This is a genomic window from Marinobacter sp. CHS3-4, assembly GCF_030053415.1.
In the GTDB taxonomy this organism is placed as follows: Bacteria; Pseudomonadota; Gammaproteobacteria; order Pseudomonadales; family Oleiphilaceae; genus Marinobacter.
Window position 1 is genome coordinate 827,626 of the sequence record NZ_JASGBJ010000001.1, and the last position, 17,017, is coordinate 844,642.

The 17,017-nt window shown below is 56.0% G+C and carries 19 protein-coding genes and 1 other RNA gene; 10 read left to right on the top strand and 10 right to left on the bottom strand.

The window, feature by feature from the left end:
• Positions 1 to 46 precede the first annotated feature (46 nt).
• Positions 47 to 922: a hypothetical protein gene (locus QLQ17_RS03830; protein ID WP_283208213.1), complete on the top strand. Its 876-nt coding sequence runs from the start codon at positions 47 to 49 to the stop codon at positions 920 to 922.
• 49 nt (positions 923 to 971) lie between these two features.
• On the opposite strand, the gene QLQ17_RS03835 is transcribed toward QLQ17_RS03830, so the two are convergent.
• Together QLQ17_RS03835 and QLQ17_RS03840 are read right to left on the bottom strand one after the other, a co-directional pair.
• Positions 972 to 1,406: a pseudoazurin gene (locus tag QLQ17_RS03835; protein ID WP_283209043.1), complete on the bottom strand. Its 435-nt coding sequence runs from the start codon at positions 1,404 to 1,406 to the stop codon at positions 972 to 974.
• Positions 1,407 to 1,527: 121 nt separating this feature from the next.
• Positions 1,528 to 1,971: an RrF2 family transcriptional regulator gene (locus QLQ17_RS03840; protein WP_283208214.1), complete on the bottom strand. Its 444-nt coding sequence runs from the start codon at positions 1,969 to 1,971 to the stop codon at positions 1,528 to 1,530.
• A gap of 184 nt (positions 1,972 to 2,155) precedes the next feature.
• Here QLQ17_RS03840 and QLQ17_RS03845 point away from each other — a divergent pair, with 184 nt between their 5' ends.
• Both QLQ17_RS03845 and QLQ17_RS03850 read left to right on the top strand, forming a co-directional pair.
• Positions 2,156 to 3,322, top strand: a complete 1,167-nt coding sequence (locus QLQ17_RS03845; protein ID WP_283208215.1) for an NnrS family protein — start codon at positions 2,156 to 2,158, stop codon at positions 3,320 to 3,322.
• A 43-nt stretch (positions 3,323 to 3,365) separates the two neighbouring features.
• Positions 3,366 to 4,046: an SOS response-associated peptidase gene (locus tag QLQ17_RS03850; RefSeq protein WP_283208216.1), complete on the top strand. Its 681-nt coding sequence runs from the start codon at positions 3,366 to 3,368 to the stop codon at positions 4,044 to 4,046.
• A gap of 53 nt (positions 4,047 to 4,099) precedes the next feature.
• Here QLQ17_RS03850 and QLQ17_RS03855 read toward each other — a convergent pair whose 3' ends face one another.
• Genes QLQ17_RS03855 through QLQ17_RS03865 form a run of 3 tightly spaced genes read right to left on the bottom strand, consistent with a single transcriptional unit; the run spans position 4,100 to position 6,392 of the window.
• Positions 4,100 to 4,903, bottom strand: a complete 804-nt coding sequence (locus QLQ17_RS03855) for an ABC transporter substrate-binding protein (RefSeq protein ID WP_283208217.1) — start codon at positions 4,901 to 4,903, stop codon at positions 4,100 to 4,102.
• 50 nt (positions 4,904 to 4,953) lie between these two features.
• Positions 4,954 to 5,694: an ATP-binding cassette domain-containing protein gene (locus tag QLQ17_RS03860; protein WP_283208218.1), complete on the bottom strand. Its 741-nt coding sequence runs from the start codon at positions 5,692 to 5,694 to the stop codon at positions 4,954 to 4,956.
• A complete protein-coding gene (locus QLQ17_RS03865) occupies positions 5,691 to 6,392 on the bottom strand; it encodes an ABC transporter permease (RefSeq protein ID WP_283208219.1) in 702 nt (233 codons plus the stop codon). Before QLQ17_RS03865 ends, QLQ17_RS03860 begins: the two co-directional genes overlap by 4 nt.
• Before the next feature lie 117 nt (positions 6,393 to 6,509).
• Between QLQ17_RS03865 and QLQ17_RS03870 the strand changes: the two genes are divergently transcribed.
• Complete coding sequence (locus tag QLQ17_RS03870; protein ID WP_283208220.1) at positions 6,510 to 7,415, top strand: substrate-binding domain-containing protein; 906 nt, start codon at positions 6,510 to 6,512, stop codon at positions 7,413 to 7,415.
• Between the two features lie 176 nt (positions 7,416 to 7,591).
• The gene (locus tag QLQ17_RS03875) at positions 7,592 to 8,251 is read left to right on the top strand and encodes a PEP-CTERM sorting domain-containing protein (RefSeq protein WP_283208221.1); all 660 of its coding nucleotides are present in this window, start codon (positions 7,592 to 7,594) and stop codon (positions 8,249 to 8,251) included.
• Positions 8,252 to 8,302: 51 nt separating this feature from the next.
• On the opposite strand, the gene ssrA is transcribed toward QLQ17_RS03875, so the two are convergent.
• From ssrA to smpB, 3 genes are all read right to left on the bottom strand, one after another.
• Positions 8,303 to 8,667, bottom strand: a transfer-messenger RNA (tmRNA) gene (ssrA, locus tag QLQ17_RS03880).
• 24 nt (positions 8,668 to 8,691) lie between these two features.
• Positions 8,692 to 10,080 carry a wax ester/triacylglycerol synthase family O-acyltransferase gene (locus QLQ17_RS03885; protein WP_502867363.1) on the bottom strand — a complete coding sequence of 463 codons (1,389 nt, stop codon included), beginning with the start codon at positions 10,078 to 10,080 and terminating at the stop codon, positions 8,692 to 8,694.
• 219 nt (positions 10,081 to 10,299) lie between these two features.
• Positions 10,300 to 10,779 carry an SsrA-binding protein SmpB gene (smpB, locus tag QLQ17_RS03890; RefSeq protein WP_283208223.1) on the bottom strand — a complete coding sequence of 160 codons (480 nt, stop codon included), beginning with the start codon at positions 10,777 to 10,779 and terminating at the stop codon, positions 10,300 to 10,302.
• Between the two features lie 181 nt (positions 10,780 to 10,960).
• Between smpB and QLQ17_RS03895 the strand changes: the two genes are divergently transcribed.
• The 3 genes from QLQ17_RS03895 (at position 10,961) to QLQ17_RS03905 (ending at position 13,385) form a co-directional block, all read left to right on the top strand.
• On the top strand, positions 10,961 to 12,589 hold the full coding sequence (locus tag QLQ17_RS03895) for a sodium-dependent transporter (RefSeq protein ID WP_283208224.1): 1,629 nt from the start codon (positions 10,961 to 10,963) through the stop codon (positions 12,587 to 12,589).
• A gap of 71 nt (positions 12,590 to 12,660) precedes the next feature.
• A complete protein-coding gene (locus QLQ17_RS03900) occupies positions 12,661 to 13,104 on the top strand; it encodes a type II toxin-antitoxin system RatA family toxin (RefSeq protein WP_283208225.1) in 444 nt (147 codons plus the stop codon).
• A complete protein-coding gene (locus tag QLQ17_RS03905; protein WP_283208226.1) occupies positions 13,104 to 13,385 on the top strand; it encodes an RnfH family protein in 282 nt (93 codons plus the stop codon). Before QLQ17_RS03900 ends, QLQ17_RS03905 begins: the two co-directional genes overlap by 1 nt.
• A gap of 19 nt (positions 13,386 to 13,404) precedes the next feature.
• Here QLQ17_RS03905 and QLQ17_RS03910 read toward each other — a convergent pair whose 3' ends face one another.
• Positions 13,405 to 13,731, bottom strand: coding sequence for an outer membrane protein assembly factor BamE (locus tag QLQ17_RS03910; protein ID WP_283208227.1), 327 nt, complete (start codon positions 13,729 to 13,731; stop codon positions 13,405 to 13,407).
• A gap of 142 nt (positions 13,732 to 13,873) precedes the next feature.
• On the opposite strand from QLQ17_RS03910, the gene fur reads away from it, so the two are divergent.
• Positions 13,874 to 14,290: a ferric iron uptake transcriptional regulator gene (fur, locus tag QLQ17_RS03915; RefSeq protein WP_283208228.1), complete on the top strand. Its 417-nt coding sequence runs from the start codon at positions 13,874 to 13,876 to the stop codon at positions 14,288 to 14,290.
• Between the two features lie 81 nt (positions 14,291 to 14,371).
• Here the strand turns inward: fur and recN are convergent, their stop codons facing one another.
• Positions 14,372 to 16,051 (bottom strand): DNA repair protein RecN, encoded by a 1,680-nt coding sequence (gene recN, locus QLQ17_RS03920; protein WP_283208229.1) that lies wholly within the window; start codon positions 16,049 to 16,051, stop codon positions 14,372 to 14,374.
• Positions 16,052 to 16,268: 217 nt separating this feature from the next.
• Here recN and grpE point away from each other — a divergent pair, with 217 nt between their 5' ends.
• Complete coding sequence (gene grpE, locus QLQ17_RS03925; RefSeq protein ID WP_283208230.1) at positions 16,269 to 16,895, top strand: nucleotide exchange factor GrpE; 627 nt, start codon at positions 16,269 to 16,271, stop codon at positions 16,893 to 16,895.
• Positions 16,896 to 17,017: the final 122 nt, after the last annotated feature.

Sequence of the window (17,017 nt, forward strand, 5' to 3'; positions counted from 1 at the left end):
ACTCGCGTATAATCGGCGCAAATGGCAACAACAGGAAGGCCAAAGTATGAGCACACGATGGTTAACGCTTATTTTACTGGCGACAGTGCTGGTCGTTGTCGCCGGCTGCACCCGTCCCGACACTCCGAAAGAGGTCGCCACCGAATTCTGGCAGGCACTGGCAGAAGGCGAAACCGGTGAGGCGATTGACCTGTCCACACTGACCGACGCCAACGCCTTTGACGGCTTTGATCGTGACTGGCTGGGCGTTCTTCCGGATTTCGGGCGGGTCGTGATTGAGGCCGATGAGGCAACAGTCGTTACTCGAGTGCCCGTTGAGAACGGCGAAGCCGGTGAGCGCCAGGAGGTTGTCACTTACCTTGTTCAGATCCAGGACCAGTGGTTTGTGGATTACCAGCGAACTCATGAATCCGTCACTAATCCGTCCGCGTTCAGCGGCCTGATGGGCGAAATCAGCAGGCTTGGCGACAAAATCAGTCAGGCGTTTGGCCGCTCGTCGGGCGACCTGTCAAAGCAAATGGATGACATGGCTCGGCAGTTTGAAGCTTACTCCGATGCCGCAGGGCAAAAAGCTGAAAAAGCCATGGACGAGTTCAGGAATTCATTGCAAGACCTGATGGAAAATCTGGAACAATCCATAGAAGACGCGCTGAAAGAAAATCAGCAGGCCCCGAAACAGGATAGAGCTGCTCTGCAGCAGGCGGTGATTCATATCCAGGATGGGCAGGAACAATTGGAACAAACGAACTTTGAAGGGTTTACCCAAACCACTCGCTCACTTTCGGAGGCCGGTGCGGAACTGGCCAGCGTTACCAGTGACTCTTTTGAGCAATACCAACAGCAATGGGACGCGTCAATGGAGCGGATAAGAGAGCGAACAAAGGAATTCTTTAAAGAGCTGACCGCAAGTTTCAATTCATAAAAAAGGCGCCCTTTCCGGGCGCCTTTTCTTCATTGCCTTCGTGAAGAGTTTATTTCACATTGGCAAAGTAGTTTTTCAGCCGATCCTTGTTGGTGGCAGCGGCTGCAGTAAGTTTCTCAACAGCTGCTTTCGCATCGTCATAGTTGGTCGGTTCACCCACCTTAATTACACCGGCCATGTTCAGAGGCGCGTGCGGTGTGCACTTATAGACGTAAACGCCTTCGGCATCGAGCGTCACGGTGATCTCTTGGTTGATCTGACCAGACCAGCTCTCAGCCCCCTCTGGAACAGCTACGGACACCGAGTTGTGGGCTGGATCGGTCATCACAAATTTAACGGTGTCGCCTTTCTTCGCCTCAAGATAGCCAGGCTCAAACACCATAGGGCCTTCGGCGCCGGCGTTCTTCATTTTGACGATGTGTTCCGCCGCCAATGCGCCGGTGGAAACCATCGCGGCCAACAAACCTACACTCAGTTTACGCATCAATGTCATCGCTATACCTCCTGCGAGTGAAGAATCGTATGTTCAATTACGGGTGGGTTGTTTGAGTGGACCTCGGCCCAGGGTCCGGAGATCTACGGATGCGAAACGTGGCATTGCTTCCTTAGTCCGTAGCAATTTGCAGTATCCGAAGCAGTTGGGGTTGATGCTTTTCAGGCAGAACGTCGGCCAGGGTGTATTGGTCCAGGGTTGTCAGGAAAGCATCCAACGCTTCTGCAAGCATATTTTTAAGGCCGCAGACTGGGGTGATGCAGCACTGATTGTTCTCAGAAAAGCATTCGACCAGATTCAGATCTTGTTCAGTTTCCCTCACCAGGGCACCAATATTGATTTCCTCAGGCAGGCGATTCAGCCGAAGCCCACCGTTTTTGCCACGAATACTCTGTATGTAGCCGCCTTGGGTCAGATGATGTACCACCTTCATCAAGTGGCTCTTGGATATGTCATAACTGTCTGCAATGCCCTGTATGGTCGCCAGCCGATCGGGCTGCAGTGCCAGATAGATCAGTACCCGGAGCGAATAATCGGTGTATCGGGTGATGCGCATCAAATAATGCCCCAGCAGCAAAAATCATTGGAATTCAGTGAACGGGCCTGCCCAGCGCCCTGAGCGAGATCAGTCGGCGTAAATAAATCCTGCGGCTCGTAAACAGTCATATAAAATATATGTTATAAGTGAGGGCATGACAAGCCTCTTTTAAAACCGATTGGATTCAATGGAGACGGATACCATGAGCAACAGCCAGACCAACCCCAGCGACATTTCTCTGTCGCAGCTATTCAGCTACCCATTTCGAATTTTCTCCGTCTCTTTGGCGCTGTTTGCTGTTCTGGCGGTGCCCCTATGGGTTGGTGAGTTAACCGGCTTGCTGCATTTGCCATTGGGATTGCCTGGTTTTTTCTGGCATCAGCATGAAATGCTATTTGGCTTTCTGTCGGCAGCCATCGCTGCCTTTTTGCTGACGGCCGTGTGCGTCTGGACTGGCACCGAGCGAACTCACGGTGCTCCACTTCTGGGTTTGTGGCTGGTCTGGCTCGGCGGTCGACTGCTTATGGGTTTTGGCGAGGGGTTGCCGATATGGCTGATCAATGGGGGCGGCCTGTTGTTTCTTCCGCTGGTAATGCTGGATGCGGCCTGGCGTATCTGGGGGGCCCGCCAGTATCGGCAGGTGGTGATTCTTCTGGTGCTCTTACTTTTGTGGATCATGCAGGCGGGCTTTCTGTTGAGCTACAACGAGGCATTTTCGGCCGGAGGGCTGCTCATGGCGATGACACTGGCGGGCATTATTGGCGGGCGGATCACACCGGCATTTTCCACTGGCTGGTTGCGACAGCAAGGCATGGCCGAGCCCGGCATCAGCGTGGTACCAGTGCTGGACCGCATGTTTGTCGCAGCCATGATCATTTTATTGCTGCTACCGCTGGCGGGTTACCAGTGGTGGGCGGGATTGGTTGCTGTGCCTGCCTCAGTGCTGATGTTTGCACGACTGTTTGGCTGGAAAGGCTGGCTTGTGATGTCTAACCCCTTGCTCTGGATTCTTCACATCTCTTTGCTCTGGATTGCGGTGGCGTTGGTGCTACTGGCCGGGCACCAGTTACTGGGTTGGCCGGAAGGCGCGTGGATACATGCGGCGGGACTGGGCGTGATTGGCAGTCTGGTGCTGGGCGTGATTGCTCGTGTGTGCCTGGGGCACACCGGCAGGGCGCTGGTGCTTCCGCGGGGCATGGTACTGGCCTTTGTGGCCATGCAGGTGGCGACCGTCATCCGGGTTGTGACGGCTTTTGGCCTATTGGACTGGTCTTTCGGGGTAAGCGTCAGCGCCGTGCTGTGGGTGGTTGCCTATCTGATTTTTCTGATCCGCTATACCGGTATTCTGATGAGGCCAAGACAGGCTTAACTGATAAGCTGAGGACAGGAATCGATAGGGAGGCAGTTGGATCATGTGTGGCCGCTTTAACGTACACGACAGTCCCGAAGTACAGGGGTTGATGGAAGAGCTGGGCCTGAGCAAGCGCCTGGATACACGGCTGAACATTGCCCCCGGCGCCAGAGCCCAGATCGTTTACGACCCCGGCCAGGGTAGAGTGGTGGACGACGCTCTGTGGTCGTTGCTGATTGAACGCAAACCGGATGGCAGCGGCTATCGCCCATCCCCCAAATACAGCACTTTTAACGCCCGTGCGGGTAGCCTGGGCAGCAGCCCACTCTGGAAACGACGCTTCCCCACCCAGCGCGCCATCATACCTGCCAGCGCTTTCCACGAATGGACTGGCCCAAAAGGTCACAAGCAGTGCCACAACATCCACCCGCAAAACGGCGCCATCGCGTTCGCCGGGCTCTATGAACGCTGGGATTTTGGCGGCGACATTGTTCCTTCCTTTACCATCGTCACTTTGCCACCGCACCCCAGATTCAGTCACATACACACCAAGAGCATTCCATTGATGCTGCAGCCGGACGAGTTTGACCTGTGGCTGGATCCGGGCATCACTCAACTGGAGCCGTTTCAGCACCTGTTGAAAACTCGAATCGCGTCGCCGCTGGTGGTAGAGCCGGTTCGCTCGCCCGAGCGGCTGGATGTGGTGGGAGAGGTTGAACGTATTGCTGCGGATGATGAGTAGCCAGAAATGGCTGGCTACTCCGCGAGCGTGCCGACCAAGCCGAAATTTTCGGCCTAGTTGGCGTTAGGAAAAAACAACTGCTGGCCATCAATCGTGTGTTCGCTAATGGCGCTTTGCCCCTCGTCTGACAAAAGCCATTCATGCCACTGTTCGGCAAGGTCATGCTTCAGCTCCGGATGACGCTCCGGGTTGATCAACACGCTGCCGTACTGGTTGAACAGCACATCGTCGCCCTGGAACAGAATCTTCAGGTCCTGACGGTTCGAAAAGTTCAGCCAGGTGGCTCTGTCTGACACCACGTAGGCATTCATGCCGGCCGCCGTGTTCAGGGTGGGGCCCATGCCGCTACCCAGTTCCCGATACCAGCTGCCCTCGGTACTTACGCCAGCACCTTCCCACAGGCGCAGCTCGGCGCGATGTGTACCGCTGTCGTCACCGCGAGAGGTAAAGGCTGCCTCGGCGTCGGCGATGAGGGTCATAGCCTCGGCCGCGGACTCTGCTTCGGCAATGCCGGCCGGATCGTCCGACGGCCCGATGATCACGAAATCGTTGTACATCACGTCCCGACGTTCGCTTCCGTATCCTTCAGAGACGAACTTCTTTTCCCCGACGGTGTCGTGGACCATCAGAATATCCGCGTCGCCAGCGCGCGCGATGGCGAACGCCTGACCGGTGCCCACGGCAACCACTCGAACGTCGATACCCGTGGCATCACGAAACTTCGGAATGATGTGGCCGAACAGGCCGGATTGTTCGGTAGAGGTGGTAGAAGCCAGCGTGATGAACTGTTCCTGCGCCTGCACTGGCAGTGCCAGCGCAAGAACTGTCAACGCCATGGCAAAGCATCGGGTTATCATTGTTGTCTCCATTGGTTTTGATGCGTGTTTACAGCAATCGCGACGCCCGATTACCAGATCAGCTCGCCACGAATGAACGCTGCCGCTTCGGGTGTTTGAGGCGACTCAAAGAACGTCGACGCCGGTGCGTGTTCATGCACGCGGCCCCGCAACAGAAACACCACGTCATCGGCCATTCGCCGGGCCTGTCCCATGTCGTGGGTGCTCATGACAATGCGGGTGCCCAGCGCCTGAAAGGCCGCAACCGCGTCTTCCACCGCCTTAACCGCAGCCGGATCCAGGGCCGATGTTGGTTCGTCCAGAAACAGAATCTCCGGTTGCAGGGCCCAGGCCCGCGCTAAAGCCAGGCGTTGTTGCTCGCCACCGGACAACACTCGCGCGGGCCGCGCTGACAGACTGGCCAGGCCAAAGCGGTCCAGCGCGGCCATGGCAAGGGTGTTTCGCTCTGAGCGTTTGACCCCATGCAGCGCCAGGGCATGTCGAATGTTGGCCAGCGCCGAGCGGCGTAACAGCACGGGGCGTTGAAAGACCATCGCCTGCCGCTGGCGGATGTCGGCCCATGATCGGTTGTCCAGCGCCCACCGAACGGTGCCTGATGTGGGGTCCAAGAGGCCGTGACAAAGGCGCATCAACAGGCTTTTACCCGCCCCGTTGGGGCCAAGCAGAACGGTTCGTCCGGATACGCCGAGTTGAAGGTTAATGTCCTGCAGGAGTGTTTGATTACGATGGCGGAACGACACATCGTTCAGTTGCAGCGGCAGCAATCTTTCGGAAATCGCCATGTCGTTCATCCCAGCCTCCGCTTGGCCGATTCGCCCATCTGGTAAGCGGCCGCATTGATGATTGCCACCAGAAGCAACAGCACCATGCCCAGGCCCAACGCCAGGGGTAGATTGCCCTTGCTGGTTTCCAGGGCAATCGCTGTGGTCATCATGCGAGTAACGCCATCAATGTTGCCGCCCACGATCAGAACCGCCCCCACTTCCGCGCTGGCCCGGCCGAAGCCGGCCAGCACGCCGGTAATCAGTGAAAACCGTGCGTCCCAGAGAAGCGTGGGAATGGCTCGCAGGCGGTTGCAGCCCAGGGACTGCAGCTGCTCGCGGTATTCTTCCCAAAGGTCCTCCACCACCTGACGGGACAGCGCCGCCACAATCGGGAAAACCAGCAGAGTCTGGGCCACCACCATCGCCGTCGGTGTGAACAGCAAACCCAGAGACCCCAGGGGTCCGGCCCGGGACAGCAGCAGATACACCATCAGGCCTGCCACCACTGGCGGTAATCCCATCAACGCGTTCAATACCGTCACCAGAGCGCCACGCCCGGGGAAACGAAATAGCGCAATCGCAGCGCCGACCGGCAACGCCAGGACCGCCGCGATCACAACCGCAGTCAGGCTGACCCGTAACGACAGGGCGATGATCTCCATCAATGCCGGGTCGAAGGAGAAAATCAGGTTCAGTGCTTGCTCAAAACTGCCGCTACCGCTCATCACAGCTCACTTCAGGAGTTCTATAGCTGCATACTGTGTAATAAAAATAAATTTTGCACCTGATGCCGTAAAATATGCACAATTAAACAGTCTTAAAGCACTCCTTGCGAGGTTTCGATGAACGCGCCGGACAGCACACGCCCTCAACATTCGCTAATGACCACCGCTGAAGTGGCCGATTACCTGCGCCTGAAACAGCGAAAGGTGTACGAGCTGGTTCGAGAGAACCAGATTCCCTGCACCAAGGTGACCGGCAAGTTGCTGTTCCCCCGCCAGGCCATTGACGTGTGGATCATGAGCCATCTGGAAGGGGATGCCGGCAGCGGTGCGGACATCCTTCCGATTCTCGCTGGTAGCAACGACCCTCTGCTGGAGTGGGCGGCGAGAGAAGCTGGCAGCGACCTGGCGATGTTATGCCATGGCAGTGGCGACGGCGTCGCCCGTCTGCTTGATGGCCGGGCCATGGTGATTGGGATGCATTTGACCGATCCGGAAACCGGTGCGGGCAATGACCCATTGCGCTGCGGACTGGGCGGTCTAAAAGACCTGGTGATGATTCACTGGGCAAAACGCCGCCAGGGTTTGTTGCTGCCGCCCGACAACCCCAAAGGGATTCGCAACCTCAGAGATCTGTTCGCCAAAGGTGTCACAGTGGTGCGCCGACAACCGGGTGCCGGTGCCGATTCGCTGCTGACCTGGTTATTGGCGCGAGAGAATCTGAATCCTGGCGATCTTTCGCTGGCGCCTCACCGCGCCCTCGGTGAGGACGACCTGGCCCAGGACGTACGAGACGGCCGTGCGGATTGCGGGCTGGGTGTAGAAACGGCCGCTCGCCGACATGGGTTGGAATTTATCCCACTGCACACCGAATCATTTGATCTGGCCATGCGCAGGCGAAGCTATTTTCAGCCCCAGCTTCAGAAATTGCTCGAATTCTGCCGCGGTGCCTATTTTCAGGAGCGGGCCGACAGCCTCGGCGGTTATGACCTCGCCGAACTGGGCAGCGTTCGGTATAACGCGTGACCTGAACTACCCCTCGCGTCGGAGGAGAGTTGCGATGGAACTGTCCACATAATTTACACAAATCTTTTCTGGTCGCCGGCTTCGATTTATAACCTCATGAAAAATGGCTAATTAAATTAGATGGTCTCAAACTTGCTGTTCTTCTGTTTGTTAAATACTCCCAGGGAATTGATCTCATGAAGACATACAGCAAATGTGGAATGGCTATCGCGCTGGTTTTCGCTGCATCCGGCTATGCCCACTCTGCGGTCATCGAAGGCCAACTGTTTAATACCGGTCTCGATGGCTCCGGAAATCTGATTAGTGGTACGCAAATCGATGCCAATTGGGAGACCAAGGTTCCTGAGGGCGACGCGGTTGCCTATTACAACGGCGCCTACGCGGCCAACGATGCGGATTCCCAGTGGATTTCAATTGCAACCGATGGTGCAAGTAACGATACGGATTTCCGGGAGACCGTATTCTCGACAACCTTTGATCTGACCGGATACGACGCAAGCACGGCCATGATCACTGGCGCCTGGGGCGTCGATAATTACGCCACGATTTTCCTCAACGGAAATGACACTAGCGTCGCGCTTCCGTTTGGCACGTCGTCATTCAACACTCTGGCCAATTTCGACATCAGTGACTTCTTTGTCGACGGTCTCAATACGTTGACGGTTGATGTAACAAACGGCTACTTCCCGGACACCGACAGAACGGATATCGGTCCTCTGGCTTTGCGTTTTGATGACCTTGTGCTGACTGCGACCAAAGTACCCGAGCCCGGAACCCTCGCGCTTCTGGGCCTGGGGCTGGCTGCGTTGGGCCTGACTCGCCGCAAAAAAGCCTGACTCGTTTTTTTAGGCACAAAAAAAGCCGCCCTTGGGCGGCTTTTTGCTGTTTGGTGGAGACGGCGGGAATTGAACCCGCGTCCGCCAGTACTCAGCCTTGAGATCTACATGTTTAGTGTCTCTCTATTAATTTAAGTTCAAACGACCCGAGAGCCAGGGTGTAAGAACCGATCCCTTTAAATCTTAGCCGATAGTCAGTGGGATCTGGCTATCGGAGCATCCCGTAAGCGATGACGTCCTGAGATGTTGCTTCTGGGCTACGGGCGACCCAGTCAGGACGACTAGCAGCTTACGCTGCTAGTGCGTAGTTTTCGTCGTTTGCGACTATTGCGTTGCAGCTTTGGATTAACGAGATTCGCTGCCATCTCGACATGCACCCAAGGGTTCGCCACCAGCGTCGAAGCCATGTCGTCCCCTTATGCTCAGTATATGGGGCTGCGTTAACCAACTTCAAGCGCTGTGAAAGTTTGTTCGTCACTTTCCTGTTGTTTTTCCAAGGCGCTGTTGTAGAGCTCGCGGAAGCTGTCCCGGAAATACTCCATGGCGGATTCCGGATCCACGGGAATGCTCTTGTCGATGGTGATGCCAAACTGCACGGTGCCGGCGTAGCTGAAAATGCTCAAGCCGATGCCGATATTGCCGCTTTGTGGAACCCAGAACATGGGTTGTCTGAGTTTGGCGCCTGCCAGGTACACGGCTTCTTTCGGCCCGGGCACGTTGGTCAGCACGGCAGAAGCCTTGCTGCTGAGCAGCGATAGCGCTCGGCGCTCAATAACGTCCGGGCCGCGCCCGAACAGGTCCAACAGGCTGTAGGTTACCTGGGCCTGATAGGAGCGTTTCAGCTGATTCATGTTGTGCTGGATTTGGCGGAATCGCATGATCGGGCAGGTCACCTCCACCGGAAGTGTAACCAGTACCAGGCCGAACTGATTGCCAAGGGTTTCGATCGGCTGATGGAGTGGTCGCAGATTAAACGGCACCGCAACGCGTATGCCGCTTTCTGGCGGGGTCTCTCCACTGTTGCTGAAATGCCTCTGAAGCGCTCCTGCGGCGGCACATAGCAGAACGTCGTTGGCGGTACCTTTCAGCGCACGGGCGCAATCTTTGACTTCGGCCAGGCTCAGCGGTTCTGCCCAGGCCACCTGTTTGCGGCCGCTCAATTTTGGGTTCAGGCAGGTTTTGGGTTCGGCAGGCGCCAATCCCAGTTTCAGCAATTCCAGGGAAATATTGCCGGCGGTGGTTGCCAGTTTCATGGGGTAATCTGGCTCCGTCCTCAGCGATTTTAAGAACAGGCTGCCCTGATCCATGGCGGCTTGGCCTGTCTGCATAAAGCGCCGGGTGATTCGACCCAGAGCGTTTCCGGGGCGAGCGGCAGGGGGCTTGGCTGAATGGGGTCGAATCTGCCTGACGGCGGGTTCGGATTTGCGATCCGTCAGGGAAAGCAGGACGCGCACCAGCGATATGCCGTCTGCGATGCAGTGGTGAATTCGAATCAGTAATGCACAACCGCCGTCGTACTGATCAATGTAGTGGATCTGCCAGAGCGGGCGGCGAAAATCCAGGGATGTGCTGTTCATGTCGCTGACCAGCGATTGCAGTTCCTGCTTTCCGGCGTCGCCAGCAAGCGCGATGCGATGCACGTGATTGTCGATGTGAAACAGGGGGTCATCCTGCCAGTAAGCCTTTTCCCCTTGCTGAACCACTTTCTGCCGGAAACGGCGAAAGGTGAGAAAGCGTTCGTCCAGAGTGCGTTTCAGTCGGCTGATCGAGAGCGGTTCTTCAAAAATCAGCACGGCGGAGATCATCATCGGATTCTCCGGGCTTTCCATGCGCAACCAGGAACGATCCACAGAAGACATTGGCGTCCGGTCAGCAGAGGTTGGCTGGGTGGTTTCGGGGTCGGTAGAACTTTGCGTGAATGCCATGACTGGCTCCCTGAGTGTCGTTGTCCTTTTATAGCCGCTTCGGTTACGGCTAACGACGAGACCCCAGTATAGGCTGGTCAAAGAATGATCGAAAGAGGATGCAGATGCGACATAAATTGCCGGTCAGTGATTCACTTCACGCAGGATTCGCTGTTTCTGACGGTTCCAGTCCCGCTCTTTTTCGGTTGCGCGCTTGTCGTGCTGCTTCTTGCCTTTCACCAGGGCTATTTCGCACTTCACTTTGTTTTTCTTCCAGTAAAGTGCGAGCGGAATGCAGGTGTGGCCGGTCTGGTTGACCTTGCCGATGATCTTTGCAATTTCTTTGGCGTGCAGCAGCAGTTTACGGGTGCGGGTCGGGTCTGCGATTACGTGGGTAGAAGCAGCAAGCAAAGGCGTAATGTGAGACCCCAACAGCCAGGCCTCGCCATCTTTTAAAAGAACATAGGCGTCCGTCAGCTGCGCCTTGCCGGCGCGCAGAGACTTCACTTCCCAGCCCAGCAGAGATAACCCCGCCTCGAAGCGTTCTTCGATGTGGTACTCGTGTTTTGCCTTTTTGTTCAGTGCGATGGTGGCACTGGGTGCGCCTGTTTTCTTCTTGCTCATTGAATGCTCATCCGCGATCGGATAAAGAATTTGCCGGGCGGGTCAGCCGCCGGAAAAGCGGGCATTGTAGCTTAGTAGTGCCAGACCGGTCACGAAATTGGGTGGATTGACGGCCATTTGAATCGTGCGGGCATTGGATCATCCGCTACAATGTGGGCGTCATTAGCTGTGCAGGTAATCAATGCCAACCCCATACGCAACGCCCATTGGCTCTTGGACCCATCCGACCACCTTTTTCTGGGCTGCCCTCGGGGCAACCTTTGGTCTGGCTAACGTCTGGCAATTTCCCTATCTGGCCAGCCAGCATGGCGGTGGTCTGTTTGTTCTGCTGTATCTGGCCTGTCTGTTACTGATTACTCTGCCGCTGATGGTGACCGAGGCTGCCATGGGCCGTTATGCCCGACATGGCCTGGTTCTGGCGATGGACGGTTTTGTTCGCGGTGCCCGTGCTTCCCGGTGGTGGATGTGGGCAGGTCGTCTGGGCATTCTGGCGGCATTCCTGGTGCTGTCGTTTACCGCGGTATTCGGAGCCATTTCGCTGGCCTATGTGTTTTACGGCGCTATCGGCCGTTTTATCGGCGCGCAGCCGGGCGATGCCTCGGATATTCTTTCAGGCCTGGTGTCAGATCCCGGCAAGTACCGTGGGTTCATGGCATGGCACGGTTTTTTTCTGCTGTTGGTGATCTGGGTTTCCATGCAGGGAGTCGCACATGGTCTGGAGCGGGCGATTCGTGCGGTGACGCCCATCATGTTGCTGCTGGTGGCAGCCTTTTGTGGGCTGGCTGCCTGGCAGGGGGAGTTTCGGGAGGCGGCAAACCTGGTTCTGAGTTTCAGTCAGAAGTCACTGACATTTGAAAGCCTGAAATCCGCATTGTTCCATGCCTTTTTCACCCTTGGTCTGGGGCTTGGCGTCTGGACGCTTTTCGGTGCCTATACGCCCGTCACCACTCGATTGAAGCGTTCGATTCTGGCAGTGGTGCTGATGGATACGTTGATAGCCGTCGGGGCCGGACTGGCTATTTATTCGCTGGTTCCCGGTGGTCCAGAGATGCAGGGCGAGCGGGGTTTCAGTCTTCTGTTCATGTCATTGCCCCTTGCCATGGCCGATCTTCCGGGCAGTCAGTTTTTGCTGGCATCGGTCTATCTATTGATGGTGATGGTGGTCTGGACGACGTCGCTGGCATTATTGGAGCCCGTCGTAGGCTGGTTCCGCGAATGGACCGGGGCGCCGCGTCAATTATCGGTATTTCTGATCGGTCTGGCGGTCTGGATAACCGGGTTGGGGTCTTTATTGTCGTTCAACGTCTGGTCGGACATTCAGTTCGCCGGTGGCACGGTATTCCGCTGGGTTGAATTGTTCGCCGGTGGTCTTCTGGTGCCGCTGGTCAGTATTCTCATATCGGTATTCGCCGGTTGGTATCTCACCCGAACCCTGGCGCTCAGGCTGCTGGGCGACACTCCGAAACTCTTCGGCCAGATATGGTTCTGGGTCATGAGGCTGGTGTTGCCGCTGGTCGTCGCCTACATCGGGCTGCAATACACCGCCAATGGTGTGATGTCCATGTGTGATCGAAACACGGAAGCCGCATGGTGCCAGCAGGGCGAAGACGTCTCTGGTGGCGATGTTGCGCCCAAAGTCGAGGTGAATTCGGCAGAAAGCCAGGCGGATGCTGACACCTTGGAAACTCCGGAAGGCCAGGCAGCGGAAGATGAGGGGTCGTCTGATAACAAGGACGCGCCAGAGCCGCAAGATGAGCAATCGGAGGACATGCCAGCAGACGGCCAGGACGTTCTGTATCAGAGTGCCTGATCGGGTATCGCCGATATGGCGCAGATTGCGTATCATTGCACGCCCGGTTCGTAAGCAGGTTTTCCAAGTCCATGCCCCATCAGATCGACAAATCCGCCCTGGTCATGCATTCCGCTGAGCGCATGTTTCATCTGGTCAACGACGTTGCCCGCTATCCTGAATTCCTGCCCTGGTGTGCAAGTACAGAGATTCATGATGAGTCCGAACGGCATATTACCGCTTCCATGGACATTGCCAGAGGCGGCGTTCGTCATCGCGTGACAACGCAGAATCAGTTGCAATCACCGGAGTGGATTGATATTCGGCTGGTGGATGGCCCGTTCCGTGATCTGTCGGGCCGCTGGCACTTCAAACCGTTGAACGAAAGCGCGTGTAAAGTGATCCTGACACTGGAATTCGAATTCACCGGCTCGCTGTCGCGGATGACCTTTGGGCAGGTGTTCAGTCATGCGGCAAACACCATGGTGGATGCATTCTGCAAACGGGCAGATCAGCTTTATAAAGGAGGCGCCTGATGATTCGTGTGGAGGTGGCGTTCGCTCGGCCTGACAAGCAGGAAATCATCGCACTGGACGTTGAAGAAGGTACCTCTGCGGTGGAGGCGGTCAAGCAGTCCGGCATCGTTGACCTGTTCCCGGAAATCGATCCGGATTCGAACAACATGGGTATCTTTGGCAAAGCGATCAAGGCACCGTCCACCCACGAATTGAGGGACGGGGACCGCGTGGAAATCTACCGCCCGCTCAAGATAGACCCGAAGCAGGCCCGCCTGAATCGGGCGAAAAAGAAAGCGTAATCGCGCCCTGACAAATCCGTCAGTAGGCGGGTGTCTCTTCCAGCAGTTGTGCTTCGTAGTGAGAAAAGCGGTCGTTCTCGTAATAGACGATCACGCGTTGCTCCTCAATTTCGCCACCGCCTCGCTGGAACGTATAGATGTAATATTCCCGCGACAGATCTACCGGATTAATCATCAGGGGCGTGCCCAATACTGAATGAACCTGTCTGCGGGACATTCCTTCAGACAGAGAGGTCAGCTCTTCGTCGGTCAGAATGTTCCCCTGTTGGACGTTAATTTTGTACACGCCGGGGAACACGCAACCCGTCATCAGAAGGGTCAATACTAGGGCTGTGAGCTTTTGCATCGCCGGGGGAAATCCTCTATCTTGGAATCGCCTGCCTGGGGCAGGTTTCACACGGGTTGAGCACGGGTTGAACTCAGAGTAATTCAAGTGCGGCACCATCATACCGGAAGCCGCTGAGCACACCAAAGAGCGAATCAAAAACATGTCATCCGAAAACTCCGAATTGCGCAAAGTCGGCCTGAAAGTCACGCTTCCGCGGGTCAAGATCTTCAACATTCTTGAGAGTGCCGAAGAAGAGCATCACCTGAGCGCTGAGGATGTTTACAAGAAGTTGCTGGAGCAGGGTGATGATGTCGGTCTTGCGACGGTCTATCGCGTGCTCACCCAGTTTGAAGCGGCCGGCCTGGTATTGCGCCACAATTTTGAAGGCGGCCATGCCGTTTTTGAAATGGCAGGTGACGATCATCACGACCACATGGTGTGCTCGCAGACTGGTGAAGTGATCGAGTTCGTTGACGAAGTGATTGAAGAGCGCCAGAAGAAAATAGCCGAAGAGCACGGCTTCGAGCTGGTCGATCACAGCCTGATTCTTTACGTAAAGCCCCGAAAGACTGACTGATCTGGAACCTGTAAAAAAAGAGGCGGGTGCTTGCCCGCCTCATGAAGCTCTCAGGATCGAGAGGGGAATGAAACTCCGAACTCAGTGATGAGTTGCCTGTCCTTTGCTGAACATTTCTCGAGCGTGGGCAATGGTGTGTTCTGTCATATCCACGCCGCCCAGCATTCTTGCCACTTCACTGATTCTGCCGGTGTCGTCCAGGCTTTCAATTTTGGAAAAGGTTGCATCGTCGTCAGTGAATTTACTGACAAACAGGTGCTGATGGCATTGTGCGGCGACTTGCGCCAGGTGAGTCACGCATAGCACCTGGCCATTATCGCCAAGGCTTCTGAGCAAACGTCCCACTACCTCGGCGGTGCCGCCGCCAATGCCAACGTCGACTTCGTCGAACACCAGCGTCGGTGTTGTAGAGGTTTGGGCCACTACCACCTGAATGGCCAGGCTGATGCGCGACAGCTCGCCACCAGAGGCCACTTTCGCCAACGGACGTGCCGGTTGCCCCGGGTTTGCGCTGACCAGAAACTCGATGTCTTCCAGGCCATGGGCGGCCGGGGCATCGTCTTTGTTGCGGCTCAGATGGGTGACAAATTGCACCGCCGGCATGCTCAGTTGGGCAAGCTCTTCGGCGATTCGCTGGTCCAGATTCGCTGCGGCTTTCTGCCTGAGCTCAGACAATTCGCCTGCCAGTCGGTTAAATTCCGCGAGCTGTTTCTCCAGCTCGGCCTCGAGTTTTTCAACGCTGCCTTCACCTTCGTCCAATGACGCCAGTTCGTCAGACAACGACTGGTGCAGTTCCGGAAGATTTTCCGGGCTGATGCGGTGCTTCCGGGCCATCTGGTAGATGGCGCTCAGCCGCTCTTCCACTTCCGTCAGTCTGGATGGGTCCGCATCATACCCATCGACAAAGTGCCGCAGATTGTCGCCGGCTTCGCTGATCTGGATCTGTGCTTCGTTCAGCATGTCGATGGTGTCTTTCAGCGCTGGCACTTCCACTGGTAGCTGTTCCAGTTGTTGCAGCGCCTGACGAACCAACGCTGACGCGCTGGTGTCGTCTTCAGTGCAGAGCATTGTTGCCTGATGACAATTCTGCAGAACGGTTTCGGCATGGCTCAGCTGGGCTTGCTCTTTTTCGAGTGATTCCTGTTCGCCGTCTTCCAGCGCCAGACGGTCGAGTTCTTCAACTTGATAGCGCAGTAGCTGAATGCGGGCTTCGGCTTCGTCAGCGTTTTGCTGGCGCTCCTGCAAGCGTTGCTGGGTGGTGTGCCAGGCTTTCCAGGCATGTCGGGTTTCTTCCGCCAGAGTTTCGGCACCGGCGAATTCGTCCAGCAATTTGCGGTGAGTGTCTTTGCGCAGAAGTGATTGGTGCTGGTGCTGACTGTGGATGTCCATCAGCGTACTGCCCAAATCTTTAAGATGTGCGAGAGGGCAGGGTTGGCCGTTTATGTATGCGCGGGACCGGCCGTCTTTGCTGATGACCCGACGCAGAATGCAGTCGTTGTCATCGTCCAGTTCGTGTTCTTCCAGCCACTGCCGGGCTTCGCTGATTCGGGACACATCGAAAGTGGCGGTGATGTCCGCACGCTTGGCGCCGTGGCGAACTGCGCCCGCGTCTGCCCGGCCGCCCATGGCCAGCCCAAGGGCATCCAGCACAATGGATTTGCCTGCGCCTGTTTCGCCGGTAAGTGCTGTCATTCCCTGATTGAATTGCAGTTCAACCCGCTCTGCGATGGCGTAATTGGAGACGGTGAGCTGAGTCAGCATGGGGCAAACCTCCAAGTGTTTCCGAAATACTGGTGATGCATACAGTTGCTGTGAATATATACAGGGTTTTTCGGCTTTGCAAATTTACTCGAGCGGAAATTGTGCAGTTTGCCCTTTCGAAAGGTTGAAACCGGAAATACGGGCCCCATATCCGTTCGCAAAGTTCATTGACAATCAGGCGGATCATTGGCCGCCAACGAATCAAGCAGGAGTTGCCATGAGCGCTGATGAGAATCGCAACGAGCAAATGGAAGAAGAGCTGAATGAAGCGGCTGCGGAAGCGGCTTCTGTCGAAGACGAAGTAAAGTCGGAAGCCGATGAGCGCGAGGGCGCTGACCGAACAGAAACTGAAATGCTTGAAGCCAAGGTTCAGGAGTACAAGGATCAGGTCCTTCGCACTCAGGCTGAGATGCAGAACGTACGACGTCGTTCCGAAATCGACGTGGAAAAGGCGCACAAGTTTGCGCTGGAAAAGTTCGTGAAAGAACTACTGCCAGTCGCTGACAGTCTTGAAAAAGGCGTTGAAAGTGCGCAGAGCGCAGCTGAGCAGAAGGGCGAAACCAGTGAAGTGGTTTCAAGCATGCGCGAAGGCATGGACATGACACTGGATCTGTTTTTGAAGACGCTCGGCAAGTTTAACGTTGAGCAGTTGAATCCGGTCGGCGAACCGTTTGATCCGCAGAAGCACGAAGCTATGTCCATGGTGCCAGCACCCGATGCCGAGCCAAACAGTGTCGTGGCGGTAGTTCAGAAAGGCTACACGTTGAACGAGCGCCTGGTTCGCCCGGCGATGGTTGTTGTGGCTAAAGCGGAAAGTGGTCCAAAAGTTGACGAACAGGCTTGAAAAGTTGATTAACGCGCCAATATAGCCAGTAAACAGGCGGCGCACCGGGTTTTTTCTTGGGTCGAGTCCAGGAGCCCCGGCAACGTTTAAGTCCGATGGAATTGAACCGACAGACGAATTGG